Source organism: Pseudomonas sp. GW823-FHT02C02 (genome assembly GCF_058797635.1).
Genome location: NZ_JBXAJV010000001.1, coordinates 158,810 through 181,336 on the forward strand (window position 1 = coordinate 158,810; position 22,527 = coordinate 181,336).

At 58.5% G+C, this 22,527-nt stretch carries 22 protein-coding genes and 1 pseudogene; 16 read left to right on the top strand and 7 right to left on the bottom strand.

The features are described from left to right. The first annotated feature begins 22 nt into the window (after positions 1 to 22). From AC1ROI_RS00705 to AC1ROI_RS00755, 11 genes and pseudogenes are all read left to right on the top strand, one after another. A complete protein-coding gene (locus AC1ROI_RS00705; RefSeq protein ID WP_102593693.1) occupies positions 23 to 3,796 on the top strand; it encodes a nitrate reductase subunit alpha in 3,774 nt (1,257 codons plus the stop codon). Between the two features lies 1 nt (position 3,797). Further along, positions 3,798 to 5,336, top strand: a complete 1,539-nt coding sequence (gene narH / locus AC1ROI_RS00710) for a nitrate reductase subunit beta (protein WP_010460230.1) — start codon at positions 3,798 to 3,800, stop codon at positions 5,334 to 5,336. A 2-nt stretch (positions 5,337 to 5,338) separates the two neighbouring features. Continuing rightward, a complete protein-coding gene (gene narJ / locus AC1ROI_RS00715) occupies positions 5,339 to 6,094 on the top strand; it encodes a nitrate reductase molybdenum cofactor assembly chaperone (protein ID WP_102593692.1) in 756 nt (251 codons plus the stop codon). After that, positions 6,087 to 6,767: a respiratory nitrate reductase subunit gamma gene (gene narI / locus AC1ROI_RS00720; protein ID WP_010460234.1), complete on the top strand. Its 681-nt coding sequence runs from the start codon at positions 6,087 to 6,089 to the stop codon at positions 6,765 to 6,767. The genes narJ and narI overlap by 8 nt, the downstream gene beginning before the upstream one ends. A gap of 10 nt (positions 6,768 to 6,777) precedes the next feature. Continuing rightward, the gene (locus tag AC1ROI_RS00725; protein WP_077748439.1) at positions 6,778 to 7,737 is read left to right on the top strand and encodes a peptidylprolyl isomerase; all 960 of its coding nucleotides are present in this window, start codon (positions 6,778 to 6,780) and stop codon (positions 7,735 to 7,737) included. A 25-nt stretch (positions 7,738 to 7,762) separates the two neighbouring features. Further along, complete coding sequence (gene moaA / locus AC1ROI_RS00730) at positions 7,763 to 8,755, top strand: GTP 3',8-cyclase MoaA (protein WP_102593691.1); 993 nt, start codon at positions 7,763 to 7,765, stop codon at positions 8,753 to 8,755. A 263-nt stretch (positions 8,756 to 9,018) separates the two neighbouring features. Further along, positions 9,019 to 11,034 carry a ribonucleoside triphosphate reductase gene (locus tag AC1ROI_RS00735; protein WP_083376764.1) on the top strand — a complete coding sequence of 672 codons (2,016 nt, stop codon included), beginning with the start codon at positions 9,019 to 9,021 and terminating at the stop codon, positions 11,032 to 11,034. 32 nt (positions 11,035 to 11,066) lie between these two features. Next, positions 11,067 to 11,234, top strand: a complete 168-nt coding sequence (nrdD, locus tag AC1ROI_RS00740) for an anaerobic ribonucleoside-triphosphate reductase (protein ID WP_010460242.1) — start codon at positions 11,067 to 11,069, stop codon at positions 11,232 to 11,234. Next, the gene (locus AC1ROI_RS00745) at positions 11,231 to 11,926 is read left to right on the top strand and encodes an anaerobic ribonucleoside-triphosphate reductase activating protein (protein ID WP_042932075.1); all 696 of its coding nucleotides are present in this window, start codon (positions 11,231 to 11,233) and stop codon (positions 11,924 to 11,926) included. Before nrdD ends, AC1ROI_RS00745 begins: the two co-directional genes overlap by 4 nt. A gap of 93 nt (positions 11,927 to 12,019) precedes the next feature. Then, positions 12,020 to 12,547 (top strand): annotated as a pseudogene (locus AC1ROI_RS00750) (MCP four helix bundle domain-containing protein); the annotation flags it as partial. Positions 12,548 to 12,934: 387 nt separating this feature from the next. Then, the gene (locus AC1ROI_RS00755) at positions 12,935 to 13,639 is read left to right on the top strand and encodes a methyl-accepting chemotaxis protein (protein WP_370655155.1); all 705 of its coding nucleotides are present in this window, start codon (positions 12,935 to 12,937) and stop codon (positions 13,637 to 13,639) included. A 33-nt stretch (positions 13,640 to 13,672) separates the two neighbouring features. On the opposite strand, the gene AC1ROI_RS00760 is transcribed toward AC1ROI_RS00755, so the two are convergent. The 5 genes from AC1ROI_RS00760 to AC1ROI_RS00780 all read right to left on the bottom strand — a co-directional run bounded on the left by AC1ROI_RS00760 (position 13,673) and on the right by AC1ROI_RS00780 (position 17,206). After that, positions 13,673 to 15,052: a 4Fe-4S binding protein gene (locus AC1ROI_RS00760; RefSeq protein ID WP_102593689.1), complete on the bottom strand. Its 1,380-nt coding sequence runs from the start codon at positions 15,050 to 15,052 to the stop codon at positions 13,673 to 13,675. Further along, complete coding sequence (locus tag AC1ROI_RS00765; protein ID WP_102593688.1) at positions 15,040 to 15,894, bottom strand: FTR1 family iron permease; 855 nt, start codon at positions 15,892 to 15,894, stop codon at positions 15,040 to 15,042. The genes AC1ROI_RS00760 and AC1ROI_RS00765 overlap by 13 nt, the downstream gene beginning before the upstream one ends. 22 nt (positions 15,895 to 15,916) lie before the next feature. Then, positions 15,917 to 16,249, bottom strand: a complete 333-nt coding sequence (locus AC1ROI_RS00770; protein WP_077748444.1) for a cupredoxin domain-containing protein — start codon at positions 16,247 to 16,249, stop codon at positions 15,917 to 15,919. Next, a complete protein-coding gene (locus AC1ROI_RS00775; RefSeq protein WP_077748445.1) occupies positions 16,250 to 16,780 on the bottom strand; it encodes an iron transporter in 531 nt (176 codons plus the stop codon). Positions 16,781 to 16,867: 87 nt separating this feature from the next. After that, the gene (locus AC1ROI_RS00780; protein WP_077748446.1) at positions 16,868 to 17,206 is read right to left on the bottom strand and encodes a hypothetical protein; all 339 of its coding nucleotides are present in this window, start codon (positions 17,204 to 17,206) and stop codon (positions 16,868 to 16,870) included. A 157-nt stretch (positions 17,207 to 17,363) separates the two neighbouring features. Between AC1ROI_RS00780 and AC1ROI_RS00785 the strand changes: the two genes are divergently transcribed. The 3 genes from AC1ROI_RS00785 (at position 17,364) to AC1ROI_RS00795 (ending at position 18,565) form a co-directional block, all read left to right on the top strand. Continuing rightward, entirely contained in the window at positions 17,364 to 17,603 is a 240-nt protein-coding gene (locus AC1ROI_RS00785) for a DUF3079 domain-containing protein (RefSeq protein WP_077748447.1), read from the top strand. A 382-nt stretch (positions 17,604 to 17,985) separates the two neighbouring features. Beyond that, complete coding sequence (locus AC1ROI_RS00790; RefSeq protein ID WP_256580101.1) at positions 17,986 to 18,381, top strand: hypothetical protein; 396 nt, start codon at positions 17,986 to 17,988, stop codon at positions 18,379 to 18,381. Beyond that, positions 18,356 to 18,565, top strand: coding sequence for a hypothetical protein (locus AC1ROI_RS00795; RefSeq protein ID WP_256580100.1), 210 nt, complete (start codon positions 18,356 to 18,358; stop codon positions 18,563 to 18,565). Before AC1ROI_RS00790 ends, AC1ROI_RS00795 begins: the two co-directional genes overlap by 26 nt. A 196-nt stretch (positions 18,566 to 18,761) precedes the next feature. Here the strand turns inward: AC1ROI_RS00795 and AC1ROI_RS00800 are convergent, their stop codons facing one another. Both AC1ROI_RS00800 and AC1ROI_RS00805 read right to left on the bottom strand, forming a co-directional pair. After that, on the bottom strand, positions 18,762 to 19,382 hold the full coding sequence (locus AC1ROI_RS00800) for a dTMP kinase (protein ID WP_102593687.1): 621 nt from the start codon (positions 19,380 to 19,382) through the stop codon (positions 18,762 to 18,764). Between the two features lie 154 nt (positions 19,383 to 19,536). Next, entirely contained in the window at positions 19,537 to 20,304 is a 768-nt protein-coding gene (locus AC1ROI_RS00805; protein WP_102593686.1) for an AraC family transcriptional regulator, read from the bottom strand. A gap of 278 nt (positions 20,305 to 20,582) precedes the next feature. Here AC1ROI_RS00805 and AC1ROI_RS00810 point away from each other — a divergent pair, with 278 nt between their 5' ends. Both AC1ROI_RS00810 and AC1ROI_RS00815 read left to right on the top strand, forming a co-directional pair. Next, on the top strand, positions 20,583 to 21,509 hold the full coding sequence (locus AC1ROI_RS00810) for a 4-hydroxyproline epimerase (protein WP_102593685.1): 927 nt from the start codon (positions 20,583 to 20,585) through the stop codon (positions 21,507 to 21,509). Between the two features lie 61 nt (positions 21,510 to 21,570). Next, positions 21,571 to 22,518 carry a dihydrodipicolinate synthase family protein gene (locus AC1ROI_RS00815; RefSeq protein ID WP_010460283.1) on the top strand — a complete coding sequence of 316 codons (948 nt, stop codon included), beginning with the start codon at positions 21,571 to 21,573 and terminating at the stop codon, positions 22,516 to 22,518. Positions 22,519 to 22,527: the final 9 nt, after the last annotated feature.

Here is a 22,527-nt window from a genome sequence, read left to right on the forward strand (position 1 = left end):
CAAAGCCTGAGAGGACTACACCGTGAGTCATTTACTGGATCAATTGCGGTTTTTCAACCGCAAGCAAAACGAGTTTTCCGACGGTCATGGCGAGACCCGCAAAGAGTCCCGTGACTGGGAGAACGTCTACCGTTCGCGCTGGCAGTACGACAAGATCGTGCGTTCCACCCACGGGGTGAACTGCACCGGTTCCTGCTCGTGGAAAATCTACGTCAAGAACGGCCTGATCACCTGGGAAACCCAGCAGACCGACTACCCGCGTACCCGTAACGATCTGCCGAACCATGAGCCCCGTGGCTGTCCACGTGGTGCCAGTTACAGCTGGTACATCTACAGCGCCAACCGGCTCAAGTACCCGAAAATCCGCAAGCCATTGCTCAAGCTCTGGCGCGATGCGCGGCAGACCATGGCGCCAGTGGAAGCCTGGGCCAGCATCGTCGAGGACAAGGCCAAGGCCGACTCCTATAAAAGCAAGCGTGGCATGGGTGGCTTCATCCGCTCCAACTGGGAGGAAGTCAACGAGATCATTGCCGCGGCCAACGTCTATACGATCAAGCAATACGGCCCGGACCGGATCGTCGGCTTCTCGCCGATCCCGGCCATGTCGATGGTCAGCTATGCCGCAGGCTCGCGTTACCTGTCGCTGATCGGTGGCGCCTGCCTGAGTTTCTACGACTGGTACTGCGACTTGCCACCGGCCTCGCCGATGGTCTGGGGCGAGCAGACCGACGTGCCGGAGTCGGCCGACTGGTACAACTCCAACTACATCATTGCCTGGGGTTCCAACGTCCCGCAAACCCGTACCCCCGACGCGCACTTCTTCACCGAAGTCCGTTACAAGGGCACCAAGACAGTCGCGATCACCCCGGATTACTCGGAAGTCGCCAAACTCACCGACCTGTGGCTGAACCCTAAGCAAGGCACCGATGCGGCGCTGGCCCAGGCGTTCAACCATGTGATCTTCAAAGAATTCCACCTGGACAAACCGAGCGCCTATTTCACCGACTACGCCAAGCGCTTCACCGATTTGCCGGTGCTGGTGCTGCTCAAGCAAATGGTCGACAAGGCACCGGGCGCCGGTTACCAGCCGGACCGTTTCCTGCGCGCCAGCGACCTGACCGACAACCTCGGCCAGGAAAACAACCCGGAATGGAAAACCATCGCGCTGGATGTCAGTGGCGAACTGGTGTCCCCTCAGGGCTCCATCGGCTATCGCTGGGGAGAGAAGGGCAAGTGGAACATCCTTCCCCGTGAAGGCGGCGAAGGCCGCGAGATCGATCTGAAGCTGAGCCTGATCGGCGATGACGTGGCCGAAGTGGCGTTCCCGTATTTTGCCGGCGAGTCCCACGAACACTTCCAGCACGTGGCCGGCGATGCCGTGCAATACCGCCGCGTGCCGGTACACAGCGTGGTGCTGGCGGACGGCAGTGTGGCCAAAGTCGCCACCGTGTTCGACCTGTCGGCGGCCAATCTGGCGATCGACCGTGGCTTGGGGGGTGAAAACGTCGCCAAGGATTACAACGACGCCTCGGTGCCCGGCACCCCGGCCTGGCAGGAGCAGATCACTGGCGTCAGCCGTGAGAAAGCCATCCAGATTGCCCGTGAGTTCGCCGACAACGCCGACAAGACCAAGGGCCGCTCGATGATCATCGTCGGCGCGGCGATGAACCACTGGTACCACATGGACATGAACTACCGCGGGCTGATCAACATGCTCATGCTCTGCGGGTGTGTCGGTCAGACCGGTGGCGGTTGGGCGCACTACGTGGGTCAGGAAAAACTCCGTCCGCAATGCGGCTGGCTGCCACTGGCATTCGGCCTGGACTGGAACCGTCCGCCTCGCCAAATGAACGGCACCAGCTTCTTCTACGCCCACAGCTCGCAATGGCGTCACGAGAAAATGAGCATGCACGATGTGCTCTCGCCATTGGCCGATAAATCACAATTCCCTGAGCATGCCCTGGACTACAACATCCGCGCCGAACGCGCCGGCTGGTTGCCCAGCGCACCGCAACTCAACACTAACCCTTTGCATATTTGCCGTGACGCGGCGGCGGCCGGCATGGACCCGAAAGACTACGTGGTCAAGTCGCTGCAGGACGGTTCGCTGCGCTTCTCCTGCGAACAGCCGGACAGCCCGGTCAACTTCCCGCGCAACATGTTTATCTGGCGTTCCAACCTGCTGGGCTCCTCGGGCAAGGGCCACGAGTACATGCTCAAGTACCTGCTGGGCACCAAAAACGGGGTGATGAACGAAGACATCGGCCAGGTCGGCGATTGCAAACCTGAAGAAGCCGAATGGGTGGATGAGGGCGCCATCGGCAAGCTTGATCTGGTCACTACGCTGGACTTCCGCATGTCCTCGACCTGCGTCTATTCCGACATCGTGTTGCCGACCGCAACCTGGTACGAAAAAGACGACATGAACACCTCGGACATGCACCCGTTCATTCACCCGTTGTCGGCAGCGATCGACCCGGCGTGGGAATCGCGTTCCGACTGGGAAATCTACAAAGGCATCGCCAAGGCGTTTTCCAGTATGTCCGAAGGGCACCTGGGCGTTGAGAAGGATCTGGTGACCATCCCGCTGATGCACGACAGCGTCGGCGAACTGGCCCAGCCGTTTGGCGGCACCGACTGGAAAAGCGACGGCGTGGCACCGGTGCCGGGCAAAAACGCACCGAATCTGCACGTGGTGGAGCGTGACTACCCGAACATCTACAAACAGTTCTCGTCCCTCGGGCCATTGCTGGAAAAACACGGCAACGGCGGCAAGGGCATCAACTGGAACACCGAAGACGAAGTGAAATTCCTCGGTGAACTCAATCACAAAGAAGGCGATGCCGGTATCAGTCACGGCCGTCCGAAAATCGACACGGCCATCGATGCCGCTGAAGTGATTCTGTCCCTGGCGCCGGAAACCAACGGCCAGGTTGCGGTCAAGGCCTGGGCTGCGCTGTCGGAATTCACCGGCATCGATCACAGCCACCTGGCGCTGTCCAAGGCCCACGAGGCGATTCGTTTTCGCGACATTCAGGCACAGCCGCGCAAGATCATTTCCAGCCCGACCTGGTCGGGCCTAGAAGACGATCACGTCAGCTACAACGCCGGCTACACCAACGTTCACGAAGGGATCCCGTGGCGCACCATCACCGGTCGCCAGCAGTTCTATCAGGATCACCCGTGGATGCAGGCATTCGGCGAGCAACTGATGAGTTATCGGCCGCCGGTCAACACCCGCACCATCGAAGGGGTGAAAGGCAAGCGCAGCAACGGCGAGATCGAAATCGTCCTGAACTGGATTACCCCGCATCAAAAATGGGGCATCCACAGCACCTACAGCGACAACCTGCTGATGCTCACCCTCAGTCGCGGCGGGCCGATTGTCTGGCTCTCGGAGAATGACGCGAAAAGCGCCGGCATCGAGGACAACGACTGGATCGAGTGCTTCAACGTCAACGGTGCACTGACCGCCCGGGCGGTGGTCAGCCAGCGCGTCAAGGACGGCATGGTGATGATGTATCACGCACAGGAACGGATCGTGAACGTGCCAGGTTCGGAAACCACCAAGACCCGTGGCGGCCATCACAACTCGGTTACCCGCGTCGTGCTCAAGCCGACCCACATGATCGGCGGCTATGCGCAGCAAGCCTACGGTTTCAACTATTACGGCACGGTCGGTTGCAACCGCGATGAATTCGTCGTGGTGCGCAAAATGTCCAAAGTCGACTGGCTCGATGGTTCAAGTGGCGATGACCTGCCACGTCCGCTGCCGACCGATATTGAGGAGAACTGAGATGAAGATTCGCTCACAAATCGGCATGGTTCTGAACCTGGACAAATGCATCGGTTGCCACACCTGTTCGATCACCTGCAAAAACGTCTGGACCAGCCGCGAAGGCATGGAATACGCCTGGTTCAACAACGTCGAATCAAAACCCGGGATCGGCTACCCGAAAGAATGGGAAAACCAGGACAAGTGGAAGGGCGGCTGGATCCGCAACGCCAACGGCACGATCAACCCGCGCATCGGCGGTAAATTCCGCGTGCTGGCAAACATTTTCGCCAACCCGGACCTGCCGAGCCTCGACGACTACTACGAACCGTTCGACTTCGATTACCAGCACCTGCACACCGCGCCGCTGGGCGAGCATCAACCCACCGCGCGTCCGCGTTCGCTGATCTCCGGCAAGCGCATGGAAAAAATCGAGTGGGGTCCGAACTGGGAAGAAATCCTCGGCACCGAATTCGCCAAACGTCGCAAGGACAAGAACTTCGACAAGATTCAGGCGGACATTTACGGCGAGTACGAAAACACGTTCATGATGTATTTGCCGCGCCTGTGCGAGCACTGCCTCAACCCGACGTGCGCGGCATCGTGCCCGAGCGGTGCGATCTACAAGCGTGAAGAAGACGGCATCGTCCTGATCGACCAGGAAAAATGCCGTGGCTGGCGGATGTGCATCAGCGGCTGCCCGTACAAGAAGATCTATTTCAACTGGAAAAGCGGCAAGTCCGAGAAATGCATCTTCTGCTACCCGCGTATCGAAGCCGGGATGCCGACCGTTTGCGCGGAAACCTGCGTCGGGCGCATCCGCTACCTCGGCGTGCTGCTTTATGACGCCGACCGCATCAGCGAAGTGGCGAGCACCGCCAATGAGCAGGACCTGTACGAGAAACAACTGGAGATCTTCCTCGATCCGAACGATCCGGCAGTGATTCGTCAGGCCCTGGCCGATGGCGTACCGCAATCGGTGATCGATTCCGCTCAGCGTTCGCCGGTCTACAAAATGGCCGTGGACTGGAAACTCGCCCTGCCGCTGCACCCGGAATACCGCACCTTGCCGATGGTCTGGTACGTGCCGCCGCTGTCGCCGATCCAGAACGCCGCGACCGCCGGCACCGTCGGCATGAACGGGGTGATCCCGGATGTCGACAGCCTGCGTATTCCCCTGAAGTACCTGGCGAACCTGCTGACGGCGGGTGATGAAAAACCGGTCAAGCGTGCGCTTAAACGCTTGCTGGCGATGCGCGCCTACAAACGTTCCGAGCAAGTCGACGGCGTGCAGGACCTGCAGGTGCTGGCGGATGTCGGCCTGAGTGTGGCCCAGGTCGAGGAGATGTATCGCTACCTGGCTATCGCCAACTACGAAGACCGCTTTGTGGTACCGAGCGCCCACCGTGAAGACGCCATGAGCGACGCCTTTGCCGAGCGCTCCGGTTGCGGTTTCAGCTTTGGTAGCGGCTGCAGCGGCAGTTCCGACACCAACATGTTCGGTGCGAAGAAAGCCAACCGCCGCGACATCCTGAAAACTGTCCAGTTGTGGGAGGAATGAGCATGCAAATTCTCAAAGTGATTTCGCTGCTGCTCGATTACCCGACCGAGACACTGATTGGCGGTCGCGACGAACTCGAGCAAGCGATCATTCAGTCGCGGGAAATCAGCCCCAAGCAACGCGGCGCGTTGTTCGAATTGTTGGAGTTGATCTGCGCCAATGACCTGATGGATGGGCAGGAGCACTACGGTGCGCTGTTCGGTCGAGGTCGCTCGCTGTCGCTGCTCTTGTTCGAGCACGTGCATGGCGAATCCCGCGATCGTGGCCAGGCGATGGTCGACATGATGGCGCAATACGAAGAAGCCGGTTTTGCCATCGGTGTCAAAGAGCTGCCCGATTACATCCCGCTGTACCTGGAGTTCCTGTCCACCCGCGAAGACATCGAGGCCCGGGAGGGCCTGGCGGATGTGTCGCACTTGCTGGCCTTGCTCGCGGCGCGTCTGGAAGAGCGTGAAAGTGCCTATGCCAGCTGCTTCCGGGCGCTGCTGCAAATTGCCGGGGCCGAGCCGCATCAAGCGGTGGCCGACCTGCGGGCGCAGGTGGCGGCGGAGCCGCGCGACGACTCCCTGGAAGCCCTCGACAAGATCTGGGAAGAGGAGGCCGTGGACTTTCTCCAGGCCGAACAGCAGGACCGTTGCAGTGGACTGCCAAGCGCACCGGGCAAGCCCCGGGAAGAAAGCGCGGTGCCGTTGCACTGGGTGGATTTTCAGCATGAAGGGTTGGCCGTCGTGCCGGCCAAGGAGGTAGGCAATGTCTAAATGGAATCTGTTGTTGTTCGGGGTCTATCCCTACGTCGCCCTGGCGATTTGCCTGATTGGCAGCTGGGCGCGTTTCGATCTGTCGCAGTACACCTGGAAGGCCGGCTCGAGCCAGATGCTCAATCAGCGCGGCATGCGCGTGGCGAGCAACTTCTTCCACATTGGTGTGTTGTTCGTACTGGCCGGACACTTTGTCGGCCTGCTGACCCCGGCGTCGGTGTATCACCACGTGATCAGCACTGAGAACAAGCAGTTGCTGGCGATGGTGTCCGGTGGCTTCTTTGGTCTGTTGTGCCTGATTGGCTTGCTGATGCTGGTCAATCGGCGGCTGACCGATCCACGGGTCCGCGCCACGTCCAGCCCCTCGGACATTCTGGTTCTGCTGGTGCTGCTGGCGCAGTTGCTGCTGGGGCTGCTGACGATCGTTGCGTCCACCGCGCACATGGACGGCTCGGTGATGGTGATGCTCGCCGATTGGGCACAGAACACCGTGTTGTTGCGTCCGGTGGAAGCCGCGGCGGCCATCGCGCCGGTCGGGCTGATCTACAAGCTGCATGTGTTTCTCGGTTTGACCCTGTTTGTGCTGTTCCCCTTCACCCGTCTCGTACACATGATCAGCGCACCGATCTGGTACCTGGGGCGTCGTTATCAAATCGTTCGTCAGAAGTACTGAGGAGACAATCATGTCAGGTGGATGCGGATGTGGTGGCGGTAATGGGGGCAGCGGTGGCTGCGGTTCTTCAAAAAAAGCGGAGGCCGTTCTCGACATGGCGCCGGTCGCAGAGGCGCAGTTCGAGGCGCTGCCGGTTGAGCCCGCAGGGGCCGATGACGCCCCGGCGCAGTTGATCGCCAGCAGTGAACAGGAGTGGCCGATCATCAGCGTCAACGAGGTGTCGATCACCCCGGAAGCGATGGCGCTGGAGCTGCAATATCATCCGGCCGAAAGCCGCGAAGAAGCGGTGTACTTGGCCGCCCGGGCGTTGGTGATCCGCGAGTTGTTGCAGCAGCGCATTGCCGAACTCGGCGTATCGATGGAGATCGGTGCTGGCGAGAACGAAGAAGAAGCGGCCACGCGTTTGTTGCTTGAACGCGAGGTGCATGTGCCGCAGTGCGACGAGGAAACCAGTCTTCGTTACTACGAAAACAATCGCGGGCGCTTTCACAGCGCACCATTGCTGGCGGTACGGCACATCCTGCTCGAATGTGCGCCGGACGATGTCGAGGCGCGCAGCCTTGCGCATGTTCAGGCGGAAGTCCTGCTGCAACGTCTGGATGAATTCCCCGGCACTTTCGCCGAACTGGCGTTGAAATATTCGGCCTGCCCGTCGAAGGCTCAGGGTGGTTCTTTGGGGCAGATCAGCAAGGGCCAAACCGTGCCTGAACTGGAACGTCAGTTGTTCACTCTGGCGCCGGGCCTGGCCAGCAAACCGCTGGAAAGTCGCTACGGCTGGCATGTAGTCAGTGTCGATCAGCGAATCGAAGGCATGCCGTTGCCCTACGAAGTGGTGTCGACGGCGATCCGCACGCAGTTGCAGCAAGGCGTGTGGCAAAAAGCCCTGGTGCAGTACCTGCAAACCCTGATCGGTGCGGCGGATATTCGCGGTATCCATTTGCAGGGCGCCGACTCACCGCTGGTGCAGTGAGCATCGAGGCAAACCGGGAGATGTGATGAACGCTGTAATGCAGGATGGCTTTGGACGGCAGATTGATTATCTGCGGATGTCGGTGACGGACCGCTGTGATTTTCGCTGTGTGTATTGCATGGCGAAAAACATGACCTTCCTGCCGCGTCAGCAGGTGCTCACCCTTGAAGAGTTGCAGCGTTTGGCAACGCTGTTCGTTGGTCTGGGTGTACGCAAGATTCGCCTGACCGGCGGCGAGCCGCTGATTCGTCCGGGCATTGTCGACCTTTGTCGCAACATCGCCGCGTTGCCCGGTTTGCGCGAATTGGTGATGACCAGCAACGGCTCGCAGCTGGGCCGTCTGGCCCGGCCGTTGGTCGATGCCGGGGTGAAGCGGATGAACATCAGCCTCGATAGCCTGGACGGGCAGAAGTTTCGCGCGATCACCCGCATTGGCGATCTCGATCAAGTGCTCAACGGCATTGAGGCAGCACGGGACGCGGGGTTCGAGCGGATCAAACTCAACTGCGTGGTGATGAAGGGCCGCAACTTTGATGAAGTCCCGGCGTTGGTGCAGTACGCCATCGACCAGCGCATCGATATCAGTTTCATCGAGGAAATGCCCTTGGGCGATGTCGGGCGTTCCCGGGGTGAATCGTTGTGTTCCAGCGACGAGGTTCGGTCGCTGATCGCCAGCCAGCATCGGTTACTCGACAGCACCGAAAACAGCGGCGGACCGGCACGCTATGTGCGTCTGGAACGCCATCCCGAGACCCGGATCGGCTTCATTTCACCCAACAGCCACAACTTCTGCGGCAGCTGCAACCGGGTACGGATGACCGTTGAAGGGAAGCTGTTGCTGTGTTTAGGGCAGGACGATGCCCTGGATTTAAGAGGATTGCTGCGGCGTTATCCGCTGGATGATCAGCCCGTGATCAATGCCGTGCAGAAGGCCTTGCGCGGCAAACCGTTGCGCCACGATTTCAGCCCCGAAGGGGAGGTGCAGATTGTACGGTTCATGAACATGAGTGGCGGTTGAGCTGATCTGTAAAACACAGCAAATCACTGTGGGAGCGAGCCTGCTCGCGATAGCGGTAGAACAATCGACATCAATGTTGAGCGTGCTGCAGCCATCGCGAGCAGGCTCGCTCCCACATTAGATTTTCTTCTGCCGTCATCGGACGTTCTTTCGCCGGGGAATCTTGATGTCGATCAATTGCAGATCAGCACTTTTTCCGTAGCCTTCACTGCATGTTGTGGTTTTAGATTTTTTTAAGTCTATATGTAGTGTCTGGAGGCCAAATGCAAAGCACGCTGATCGCAGTAGGATGTAACCGCTTGCACAAACGCGATGGCAGTCAGGTCGCCTTCGATGCCGACAAAATCCGTCAGGCATTGATCGCCGCCGGCAAGGCGACGGGGGAGTACGCCGAGGTTGAGGTTGAAGGCTTGCTTAACGCGGTATTGGCCAGGCTCGAAGGTTTGCCAAGACTCCATGTCGAGCAAATCCAGGACCGTGTTGAACGGGTGTTGATGGACGCCGGATATTTCCTCGCCATGCGTGCCTACATCGTCTACCGCGAACAGCACGGGCGCTTGCGCCGCGACCGCCGGACCATGGTCGAGGTGGCGACTTCGATGAACGAATACCTGGACCGTGAAGACTGGCGGGTCCAGGCCAACGCCAATCAGGGGTATTCACTGGGCGGACTGGTGTTGAACGTGTCGGGCAAGGTCACTGCCAACTACTGGCTGGACGAGGTGTACAGCGAGGCCATAGGCCAGGCCCACCGCGAGGCGGATTTGCATGTGCACGACCTCGACATGCTCGCCGGTTACTGCGCCGGCTGGTCGCTGCGCACCCTGTTGCACGAAGGGCTCAACGGTGTGCCGGGGCGTGTTGAAGCCGGTCCGCCAAAGCACTTGAGCAGTGCCTTGGGGCAGATGGTGAATTTTCTCGGCACCCTGCAAAACGAATGGGCCGGTGCCCAGGCGTTCAGCTCGTTCGACACCTATCTGGCGCCCTACGTGCGCAAGGATCAACTGAGTTTTCAGGAAGTACGCCAGGCGATCCAGGAGTTCATCTACAACCTCAACGTACCGTCACGCTGGGGCACGCAAACGCCATTTACCAACCTGACCTTCGACTGGGTGTGCCCCCAGGATTTGCGTGAGCAAATACCCGTCATCGGCGGTGAAGAAATGCCGTTTGCCTATGGTGACCTGCAAGCCGAAATGGAGCTGCTCAACCGCGCTTACATCGAAGTGATGCAGGCCGGCGACGCGAAAGGGCGGGTGTTCACCTTTCCGATCCCGACCTACAACATCACCCATGACTTTCCGTGGGACAGTGAAAACGCCGATCGTCTGTTCGAGATGACCGCGCGGTACGGCCTGCCGTATTTCCAGAACTTCCTCAATTCTGATCTGCAACCCAATCAGGTGCGTTCAATGTGCTGCCGTTTGCAGCTCGATGTGCGCGAGTTGCTCAAGCGTGGCGGCGGCTTGTTCGGCTCAGCGGAACAGACCGGATCGCTTGGCGTTGTCACCATCAACTGCGCACGGCTGGGCTATGTGTTCAAGGGTGATACCAGTGGATTATTGCAGCGCCTGGACACACTGATGGAACTGGCGATGGAAAGCCTGGAGGTCAAGCGCAAGGTGATTCAGCACCACATGGATGCCGGTTTGTACCCGTACACCAAGCGCTACCTCGGAACCCTGCGCAACCATTTCTCGACCATCGGCCTCAACGGCATGCATGAAATGCTGCGCAATTTCACCGGCGACGAGGAGGGCATGCACACCGAGCATGGCCGGCAGTTTGCCCTGAACATGCTCGATCATGTGCGCGCCACGTTGCTGCGTTTCCAAGAGGAAACCGGCCACATGTACAACCTGGAAGCGACGCCAGCCGAGGGCACGACTTACCGCTTCGCCAAGGAAGACCTCAAGCGTTACCCCGGCATTCTCCAGGCTGGCAGCGTGCAAGCGCCGTATTACACCAACTCTTCCCAACTGCCCGTGGGCTACACCGAAGACCCCTTCGAGGCCCTGGAGCTTCAAGACGAACTGCAATGCAAATACACCGGCGGTACCGTCTTGCATCTGTACATGGCCGAGCGGATTTCCTCGACCGAGGCGTGCAAGCAACTGGTGCGCAAAGCCCTTGGCCGCTTCCGCCTGCCGTACCTGACCGTGACCCCGACGTTCTCCATCTGCCCGGTGCACGGCTACCTCGATGGCGAGCATGAGTTCTGCCCCAAATGCGACGAGGTCTTGCTGCTGCAAGAACAGAAGCTCGGCACCGTTCATTGATTTCGATCCACTCAACCGCAAGGAGCTTCACCATGACTGCATCGCAAGCACTGCCCCAGGCTCAACGTCAACGCTGCGAAGTCTGGACCCGGGTGATGGGCTATCACCGCCCTGTGTCGGCGTTCAATCCGGGTAAACAGTCGGAGCACCGTGAGCGGGTGCACTTCACTGAAAGCGCGGCGCTGGCCGGGCGCCAATGAGTCGAACGCTTCGGGTCGGGGGCATGGTGCCCCTGACCACTATCGACTATCCGGGACAGCTCGCCTGTGTGCTGTTTTGCCAGGGTTGCGCATGGCGTTGTCGTTACTGCCATAACCCGCAGTTGATCCCGCCTCGTGGCACAGACGAAGTGGATTGGCGGCGGGTGTTGGCGTTTCTGCAACGGCGTCAGGACCTGCTCGATGCGGTGGTGTTCAGTGGCGGTGAGCCGACCCTGCAGGACGGTTTGCTCGGCGCCATGGAGGAGGTGCGGGCGATGGGGTTTCGCATTGGTTTGCACAGTGCCGGTATCAAGCCGGCTGCGTTCGCCAAGGCATTGCCTGGCGCTGATTGGGTTGGCTTCGATGTGAAGGCGCTGCCGGAGGATTGCCAGGCGATCACCCGGGTCGAAGGCAGCGGTACCGCCAATTGGCGCAGTCTTGAGCATCTGCTGGCCAGTGGTGTCGATTATGAATGTCGTACCACCGTGCACTGGCATCTGTTTGAACCGGCGCGTCTGCTGATCCTTGCCAAGCGCTTGAGCGAACTCGGCGTCAAGCGTTTCGCCGTGCAACTGGTTCGCACCGAGCGGATGTTCGACCCGTTGCTGCCGAGTGTTTCGGCACAAGCCTTGCTACCTGACTTATGGGAAGCCATGCGCGAGCTGTTTCCCGCTTTCGTGTTACGGGGGTAACCGTGGCTGCGAATCAACGTTTAACGGTGACATCCATCATTAGGTTTTCAAATGCGCTGCCAATCGGCAGGTATCAAACAGGGAGCATTTGATATGGCCAAATTAACGACAGCACAACGTATCGTCATCGGCTTTGCCATCGCGCCGTTGGCGCTGATGGGCATGGCGTTTTACGCGTTGCACGATCTGGCAACGCTCAAGGAACAGGCGGTAGTAATCGTCAAGCAGGACTGGCCGAAGATCGATCCGATCATGGTCATCGCCACCGGCGTACGTGATAACGCCAGGAACACCCGGGATCTACTGATCGATAAAGATAATCAGCAGGTGCAGCAGTCAATCGACGCTACCAAAAAACGGATTACCCAGGCACTCGATACGCTTGAACCATTGTTCTATTTGCCAGAGGGCAAAACCGCTTATGCCGCGTTGAAGAAGAATCGTGAAGCCTACGTGGCGGCGTTCACTCAAGTGCAGGTGTTGATCCGGCAAGGGACTTTCGATGACGCCATGGCACAGCTGAAACAAAAGGTCGTGCCGGCCGAACGCGAGGTTTATGGCAGCCTGGATCAATTGATGGCGCTGCAAGGCAAAATATTCGCCGACAGAGAACAATCAGCGCAGGCGCTGTACAGCGATGCCCGGCGCAATATGCTCGGGTTGTTTTTGTTCTGTGTGGCGCTGGTCATCGCCGCGGCGGTGATCGTCACGCGCAGTGTGACCCGTCCATTGGGCGGCGAGCCGGATGATGCCGCACGGTTTTTAAGTCAGATCGCTCAAGGCGACCTGACGATTCAGGTACCCGTGAACTCAAGTGCCGGCGGCAGCGTGATGATGAACATGCATCAGATGCAGCAAAGTCTGAATGCCATGGTCAGGCACATCGCGATGTCGGTGGACCAGGTGGCCAGTTCCTCCGAAGAGCTGAGTGCGGTCAGCAGCCAGACCAGCAGCAACCTGCAATTGCAAGGGCTGGAGATCGAGCAGGCGGCCACCGCCGTGAACCAGATGACCGCGGCGGTCGATGAAGTGGCGCGCAATGCGGTCAGCACCTCCGAGGCCTCGCGGCAGTCCGAGCAAACCGCGCAACGCGGGCGTGAACAGGTTCAGGAAACCGTGGTTTCAATCGGCGCACTGGCCGATGGGGTCACCGACACCTCACAGCGCATCGAGCAACTGGCGGGCCGGGTGCAGGACATCAGCAAGGTGCTGGACGTGATTCGCAGCATCGCCGAGCAGACCAATTTGCTGGCCCTTAACGCGGCCATTGAAGCGGCTCGTGCTGGTGATGCCGGACGCGGTTTTGCCGTGGTCGCCGATGAAGTGCGCGCCCTGGCGCATCGCACTCAAGAGTCCACCCAGGAAATCGAGCAGATGATCGGCAACATTCGTCTCGATACCGGGCATGCGGTGACGGCCATGCAAAGCAGCAGTAACCTGGTGCGGGCCACCCTGGAAGTGGCGCAACGGTCGGGCGATGCATTGGATGAAATCACCCGGTCGATCTCGCAGATCAACGAGCGCAACATGATGATTGCCAGCGCTACGGAGGAGCAGGCATTGGTGGCGCGTGAGGTGGACCGCAATCTGATGGGGATTCGCAACTTGTCAGAGCAGGTCTTGCTGGGTGCCCAACATACTCACACCGCAGGTCACGATTTGGCGCAGATGGCCGGGGCGCTGCACCAGACGGTGGCGCGTTTTAAAGTCTAGGTAATTCGGGTTGGTGGTTGTGGATGAGGGCGCTCAGGACCAGCCCCAGAACTGCAACCACCAGTCGAACCCTACCAAGCCGATGGCGAGTAACAGGCAAGTGCTGCCAGCGCAGCAACGAACCTGGGAAAGGCCTTCGCGGTCCAGCCGTTTCCAACCCAGCAACAGGCTCCAGCCCATCGCAGCCATTAACAGACAAGCCCTGGCCGGTTGTACCCACTCCAGTAGCAGACCTTCATAGCGCAGCAATTTTACCGTTGTGGCCGACAGCCCTAGAAACAATCCCGCACCACCCAAGGGCGTGAGTGTCAGCGCCAGGGGCCAATACAGTGCAGGATCTTGCGCCAGTCGAGCCGTCAGGCGCAGAAGGATCATCAACGCCGTGCCCAACACCATCGAACTCAAACTCAAGTAAGCGACGATGCTGAAACCGTCGAGCCAGCTGAAGCTGTCGTTGAGCTGCGGGTAATGGGTCAGCAGCCACCAGGGCGCGTTGTCCTCAAGGGCCCAGAGTTGGTCGTGCTCGACCAGCCATTGGGCGAGGGTTTGTTTGAGGGCGACGAACCATGGGCTGACCGTCCACTGAAAGGCGCCCATGGCCAGACCGATCACACCGAACAGCAATAGACGCGCGTCCCATGGTGAAAGCGTCTGCGCCGTCGCATGAAGAATCTCTTGGTTGCTGGAGCGCGCGATCAGCTGAACCGCGCCGCGTTGTCCGCTGCAACGTCCGCAGGCATGGCAGTCACTGGCGCCTTGCATACGACGGATATCGAGCAAGGGCGCGCAGTTGGGCGGCGGCAGCCGTGGCGCGGGGTTTTCCATCCAGCGTTGTTCGTCGACCTGAAAATGCACGGGCGCCAGTCGGGCGAGCAGGGCGAAGACGCCACTGACCGGGCACAGGTAACGGCACCAGACCCGCTTGCCTCGGGCGAACAGCAACCCGACGACGACCGCGGCGACGGTCGAACCGCCCAGAATCAACAGCGCCGCCTGGGCGTAGTCATAGACGCTGATCAACTGGCCGTAGAGGGTTGTCAGGCAGAACGCCAGGGTTGGCCAGCCGCCCCAGCGCAACCAGCGCGGTACACCCAAACCTTTGCCGTAATGGCTGGCCCATTCGCTGAGTGAGCCTTCCGGACAGAGAACGCCACACCAGATTCGTCCAAACAGTACGATCGACAGCAACACGAACGGCCACCAAATGCCCCAGAACAAAAACTGCGCGAACAGGGTCAGGTTATCGAGCAGCCGTGCCTGGCTGTCCGGCAGCGACAACACCGCCGGGATCACCAACAGCAACGCGTAAAACAGTACAACGACCCACTGCACGGCACGGATGACGGGCGCGTGACGACGCATGCCGTCGCCCAGGCGCTGCAGCCATTGATTGCGGCGACTCAGCTCAGGCATGGGACTTTTTCCACAGCACGCTGGCGCAGCCAACCCCCGACGGTCAGCCAATAACCGGCCAGCACCAGTAACGTCATGCCGCTGGGCGTCGCACGATAACCGGCAAAACCGGCAAGAAAACCACCCAGTCCATGGCTGTCGCTGAGCAAGGCACTGCTGTCCCAAAGCGCATCACCAACGAGGCTGTACATCACCTCCGGTAAATCCATGGCGAGTAATTGGCCGCCAATTCGCTCGGTACCGCTGACCAGCAACGCCGCGCCGAGTATCAGCAAAACAGCTTGGCTGATGGAAAAGAATCGCTGCCACGAGATGAACCGGCGACTGCTGTGCAGCAAGGCAATGGTCAGCGCCGACAGCACCAATCCCATTGCGCCGCCGACGACAAACAAACTGAGCTGCGGACCTCGCAACTGAGCACCGGAGCCATAGAGAAAGACTACCGTTTCACTGCCTTCGCGGCTGACGGCGAGCAGGGCCAGCAGTAACAGACTCGCGCCACCATGCCGAGCCAGGTAGCTATCAGCGTGTCGTTGCAAATCGTGCTTGAGCGTGCGCCCGTGGCGGTGCATCCAGCCGACCATTTGCACTATCAGCAGGCTGGCCACCAGCGCAAGTGCAGCCTGAAACCATTCACTGGCTGAACCGCTCATGGCCTCACCGGCAAACAGAATCAACACCGCCAGCAGGCCCGAAAGCATCAACCCCAGCACGACGCCTGCCCACAAGTACTTCGCCAGTCGATCACCCTGATGCTGCTTACTGACCCAGGCCTGGAGAATGCCGATCACCAGCAGCGCCTCGACGCTTTCGCGCCAGACAATGAACATTGATTGATACATGAAAACTCCGTGTTTGAACGGGTTATTTCGCGAGGATGCCGCCCTCGGGCAGTTGTGGATTGAACTCGTCGAAGAAGGGGTAGTGGCCGGGCCTGAGCGGGTGAATGACCACGAAGGTTGTCACGCCCGGCGACAGTACTTTTTCAACCCGCAATGGTGTGCTCTCAAATTCGGCTGGGCCTTGGCCGATATTTCTCAGGATGATCTTGAAGCGCTGACCGGCCGGAACCTCCAACAGGGCAGGAGTGAAGTGGCCATCGCGCAGGCTGAGTTCATAGCTGGGTAATTCGGCATAGGCCGTGAACGGCGCCACTGCTCCGGCAAGCATCAGCCAGGCAATCTGCAGGCGCTTCATTCAATAGCCGCCTTTTTTACCAATGCCGGCGTAGATGAACTCGTAGTGCAATTCGCAGCGTTCAAACCAGGGGGCTACGCCGGTTTCCTTATCGGTATGACGGCCAAGGGACCCATGACCGCCGGGTGGCAGGACGTTGAAGGTCAGCTGATATTTGCCTGGGCCGAGCAGCTTTACATTGTCGCCATAGTGCGGGCCGTCATTGGCGACCATGGCGTGGAAATCGCCTTTGAGTTCGTTCTCGCTGCCCTGTTTTTTCAGATTGAACGAGACATTGAGGTAAGGCACGAAACTGCCTTCCTGAAAGCCCTGTCGATTGTCCGCCGTGGCGCGAATGTCGGCTTCCAGATGCACATCGGAATCCGCGGTGGCCCGCATCATTCCGGCAGGTGCCATCTCGATCGGCTGCAAATACACCGCCCCGACTTCCAGCCCAGGACACAACTGTGGCTCACCGATCGGGTATTCCTTAGCGTGAGCCAGCGGTGTGAGCAAGAGCAGGGCAAGCGAAAGCGACAAGGGGGTACGCATAATTTCTTCCTGGGCATTGACGAGTAGGAGCCCGAGTCTAGGAAGCTTTGCTGCGAACAATAATGATTGGCATCAAGTTTCGAGAAATTAAACCGATGGCACATCACTCTGGCGAAATCGCTGGGCGCGCTCGACGGTGTGGGTCATCTGTTCGGCTGCGTGAATGGTCAGCGGATGCTGGGTAAAGCCGGGTCTGGGGGATATGTAGGTGGCCATCTCGCGCGCAACGGCGAGCTGGTGTTCCGAACCATCGGCCAGCAGGGCGATGACCAGGTTTTCCAAGGCAATCACTCGGACACGCAGATGAACCAGTTCAGCGTTGGTCAAGGCGGGCGGGGCGGTAAACGCTTTGTCATCAAGAGATGTTGCAGCATCTTGATCGTCCCAAGTTGATAGGCCGCTTGGGAAAGGATTTTTATTGAGCATGAGAGGCGTCTCCAAGTCTGTTAAAGCGTTAGCTTAGCCCCGGGATTGCGAAGGAGGTGAGCGCAGTCATCTGATGTCGATTCTTGATGTGTATCAAGGCTGGCTTTGCGTAAGGGCTATAGGTTGGAAGAACGCCTCCCAATGACCGGAGATCGGCATGGCTAAGAACTTCCCCATCAACCCCAAGCACCCCGAACGGATTTGTTGGGGGTGCGACCGTTATTGTCCGGCGAAGTCCCTGGCCTGCGGCAATGGTTCCGACCGTACGATGCACCCGGCCGAACTTTTCGGCGAGGATTGGAATGTGCCTGGTGACTGGGGCATCGAGAAGCTCATCACTACTGACAAGCCGACAGATGATGTTGCGGACACCTGGACTGGCAGTCGGAGCGAGTAGCGGGTGACAGAAGCAAACAACCAGACAGTTTCATGCTTTTAGTTACCATTTTTTAGGTTATTTAGTTCGGATAGCTGGCAGGCTGCTCAAAAAACATCACATCGATCATCTATGCGATTTCGCCACATTAATATAACTAAACTAAATAGACATTTAGCTTAGTTATAATTATCCGTTATTAATGGGGAAGGGTAGTGCATTAAATGAACTAGGGGTCGTTCTTCCTTGGTCGCTATCTTTCAATCATGTACGGTATCTTTCAAAGCTTCAAGCAGACACGTGTAATCGGTAACAAGCCAAGTAAATCAGGGGCTCCAGCGTTGTGAAGCTTCTGGCTTTGGCTTCTAAGAGCTGAACGAAAACGAGTGAAAAGATTGTTGTAATGACATATTTATCGCCCTGGATGGTTGAAAGCGCTTATCGCTATTTGAAGGCTGCGAAGCACCTTAGACGTGGCCATGACATGCTGGACATTGCGCAGATCAATGCTGCAATTGGCATGGAAATCCTGCTCAAAAGCTTCGTGTCAAAACCCAATGGCAACCTTGGCCAGGTTAATGAAACTTACGAACTAGACCTGGTAGCAATAAAAGCTGCGCATGAGCATTTGAAAGCGACAGACAGAATTCCGGTTTATCGGAAAGACAGAGGGCCAAATAAGCACGATCTGCTTACGTTGTTTCACGCGATACCTGAACCGATCAGGCAGCATATTCGGCTTGATCGTCACGAGCATTGGATCGAGAAGGATCGTGAAGTTTTCACCAATGCGCGTTAATCGATATGAAGCCGGTGCTCCTGGAGGTTACGACGATATTTTGATCGGTGTCTTGGACGAACTGATTGAGGACGTTGTGCACTGGTATCGTGAGCTGGGCAGCAAAGATATGTTCATCGTGTTTTATGGAATGCCGCCGCTGGAGCAGTTGCCGGATTCCGATCAGGAGCCGGACAACCTTTGAGCCTGCCTTCAAATCTGATCACCAGAGCCCCCCAGCCCCATATAAGAGATTACGCATAATGTATATTATGTTAAATGATGTGTCAGAGAGGAACTTCTATCAAGGTTCTTTCGAGCTACCACTGCGGCGACAAATCACCCCTTCGATAGATCGACCGCTATGTCAACCGCACCAAGGCCAGCGTAGCGAACTTCGTCTACGGGACACATCGAAGGACTCCATTGATCTGCGAAACCACCTGCATCGTTGCGGCTTCGATCGTTCCTTCATTACGGCATAAAACCCAGCCGTGATCTGCAATCGCTCGTTCGAACGCCTGGGTACAAGCGACATGTTCTTCCAACCGATGGATCACAGTACTGCTCAGCCCACGCTGTCGTGCCGCTGCTCTCGCCCACGAAATATCAGGGGCGGTGACAACTCCGACATGCAGGTCTGGCACTCGCACGTTTCGATCAATGTTCAACTGCAGAATCTCTGCAAACGGGATTATCCGGCGAAACGCGGCATCAGATGGATACCAGCGATCAATCAAGATGATGCTACCTGGTGGTTGTTTAGTCAGCACGTGCCGGGAGATCCAGGCACGGCTATCGGCGAAGCGCTCACAAACTTCCAACTCCAGATCCCGGCTGGGATTTCTGACGAGTTTGTTCACGAGGGCCATTGTTTCACCCCTGTAGGGATCGCTTTTTTTCTCGCAAAGCCGGATCACTTTTTTGTTGTCTGCCCTCAGTACTTTCGTGACGGCCTCCAACAGTGTGGTTTTGCCGGCTCCCTTGGGCCCATCTAGAGAAACAAACAGCGGACGATTCATTCTTCACATAACGATTGATACACGGTTTTTTTTGCCCTGTTCGTTCGCTGGAACCGCTTGGCGCGATTACGCGAATCGAGTGCAGGGCCCTTATGAGCAGACACTGATGGGCACTCTAACTTAGTTTCTGGCGAATGAATGTCCCCCGATGCATTCATGACACCTGTCGATACTGGCGCGGCGTAAACCCGGTCAATGCCTTGAACTGTCGTGTGAACGCACTGTGGTCGGTGTAGCCGCACTGCAATGCCACGTCGGTAATGGGAATTTCGGTGTGCAGCAGTCGGTGCGCATGTTCCAGTCGAATCTTTTGAATCATCTGCCGTGGCGTCAGGTGGAACACGCGCTTGCAATACCGTTCCAGTTGCGCCACCGAAATACCGGCGATCCGCGTCAGTTCACCCAAGGTGATACGGCGATTGAAATGCGCGCGAATGTATTCATCCACCGCCGCCAGGCGCTGATAGGCCGGGTGAGCATCACTGGCCGATTGCAGGTCGACCGAAATTCCCACCAGGCCCATGATTTCACCGCTGCGGTTATACAACGGGCGTTTATGCGTCAGGCACCAACCGGGTTCTCGACTCCCATATAAGTGCAATTCCAACTGGTCTTCCAGAACAAAGCCTTGCTCCAGTACACGACGATCCTGTTCGGTGTAGCCAGGCCCCAATTGTGCTGGAAAGACTTCAGCGCTGGTTTTGCCAAGCAGCGGTTGCAACTGTTTCAACCCGCAGCGCTGAACCAGCGTGCTATTGGCCATGACATAACGCGCCTTCATGTCCTTGATAAAGATCGCGGCATTGGGGATCACGTCCAGCATCGGCAACAGCAGTGCCACGCCCGCCAGTAATTCTTCGAGGGTATCGGGGCGATTCAGGTCGTTTCCTTGGCACAGGATCGCCAATGCGTTCTGCGTCATGACGCTTGTTCTCCCATTCTGCGGACAAGCAAAAATCCTCCCTTGCGCCCTCTTCGCTCAGCAACTGGCCTTCACTTTGGAGCCGGTGTCGAGGCGCGCGTAAGCAGATTGCCCCAAGGTTTATCCCGTGTCGAGGCCATAAGGATTGTGCTGATTTCGTCATTTGCATTCATGGAAAACATCAATCGCTATCGCCCCTGACGCGTTCACTCTATCCGCAGGTTCGGTGGCCTGGTGGTGGCAACCGGTGTACCGGCACACTTCTAAAGGATGGGTTCATGAAACGAGTACATGTCATCGACTCCCACACCGGCGGCGAACCGACTCGCCTGGTGATGAACGGATTTCCCCAATTGCCCGGCCAGACCATGATCGAGAAGCGTGATGCCCTGCGCGATCAGCATGACCACTGGCGCAAGGCCTGCCTGCTGGAGCCCCGGGGAAACGATGTCTTGGTCGGCGCCCTGTATTGCGAGCCGGTCTCGCCGGATGCCACCTGCGGCGTCATCTTCTTCAACAATGCCGGCTACCTCGGCATGTGCGGTCACGGCACCATCGGCCTGGTCAACTCGTTACATTACTTGGGGCACATCGCTCCGGGTGTGCACAAGATCGACACGCCGGTCGGCCCGGTCAGCGCGACGTTGCATGAAGACGGCACGGTGACCCTGCGCAATGTGCCCGCCTACCGCTATCGCCAACAGGTGCCGGTAGACGTCCCCGGGCACGGCTGCGTCTACGGCGACATCGCTTGGGGCGGCAACTGGTTTTTCCTGGTGTCCGACCACGGGCAAGTGTTGCAACTCGATAACGTCGAAGCGCTCGCCGATTACACCTGGGCGATGCTCAAGGCCCTCGAAGCCCAAGGCATCCATGGCGAAGACGGCGCCGTCATCGACCATGTCGAGTTGTTTGCCGACGACGACCAGGCCGACAGCCGCAACTTCGTCATGTGCCCGGGCAAAGCCTACGACCGCTCGCCCTGCGGTACCGGCACCAGCGCCAAACTGGCATGCCTGGCTGCCGATGGAAAACTGGCCGCGGGTGCGCCCTGGGTACAAGCCAGCATCACCGCCAGTCAATTCGTCGGCAGTTACGAATGGGAAGGCGAACGCGTCCGCCCGTTCATTACCGGCCAGGCCTTCATGACCGCCGACAGCACGCTGCTGATCGACGAACAGGACCCCTTCGCGTGGGGCATTTGAGCGAACACGCTGCATTCCCCACCTCAATCAAGCTGAATAAACGCTTCTAGGAGTGCCAACAATGAGCGCAAACATCTTCACTGGCTGCATGCCTGCACTGATGACCCCTTGCACCGCCGAGCGCAAACCCGACTTCGACGCGCTGGTGGCCAAAGGTCGCGAACTGATCGATATCGGCATGAGTGCTGTCGTGTATTGCGGTTCCATGGGTGACTGGCCTCTGCTCACCGAAGCCGAGCGCCAGGAAGGTGTGGCGCGTCTGGTCGCTGCCGGCGTTCCGACCATCGTCGGCACTGGTGCCGTCAACAGTCGTGAAGCGATTTCCCACGCGGCGCATGCGGCCAAGGTCGGTGCCCAGGGCCTGATGGTCATCCCTCGCGTCCTCTCCCGGGGCGCCTCGCCGGCCGCGCAAAAAGCTCACTTCGCGGCGATTCTGGAGGCTGCTCCAAATCTGCCGTCGGTGATCTATAACAGTCCTTACTACGGCTTCGCCACCCGTGCCGAGCTGTTCTTCGAACTGCGCCGCGAACACCCGAACCTGATCGGCTTCAAGGAGTTCGGCGGTGCTGCCGACCTGCGCTACGCCGCCGAAAACATCACGTCAAAGGACGATGACGTCACCCTGATGGTCGGTGTCGATACCCAAGTGGTGCATGGCTTCGTCAACTGCAACGCCACCGGCGCTATCACCGGCATCGGCAACGCGCTGCCCCGCGAAGTGCTGCAATTGGTGGCCCTCAGCAAGCAGGCGGCCAAGGGTGACGCCACGGCTCGCCGCCTGGCCAAAGAGCTGGAATCTGCGCTGCAGGTGCTTTCGTCCTTCGATGAGGGCTGCGATCTGGTGCTCTATTACAAGCACCTGATGGTGCTCAATGGCGACAAGGAATACACCCTGCACTTCAACGAAACCGATGCGCTCAGCGATGCCCAACGGCGCTATGCCGAGACTCAGTACACGTTGTTCCGCCAGTGGTACAAAAACTGGTCGGCCGAGCAGAACGTTGCCTGATCCCACCCT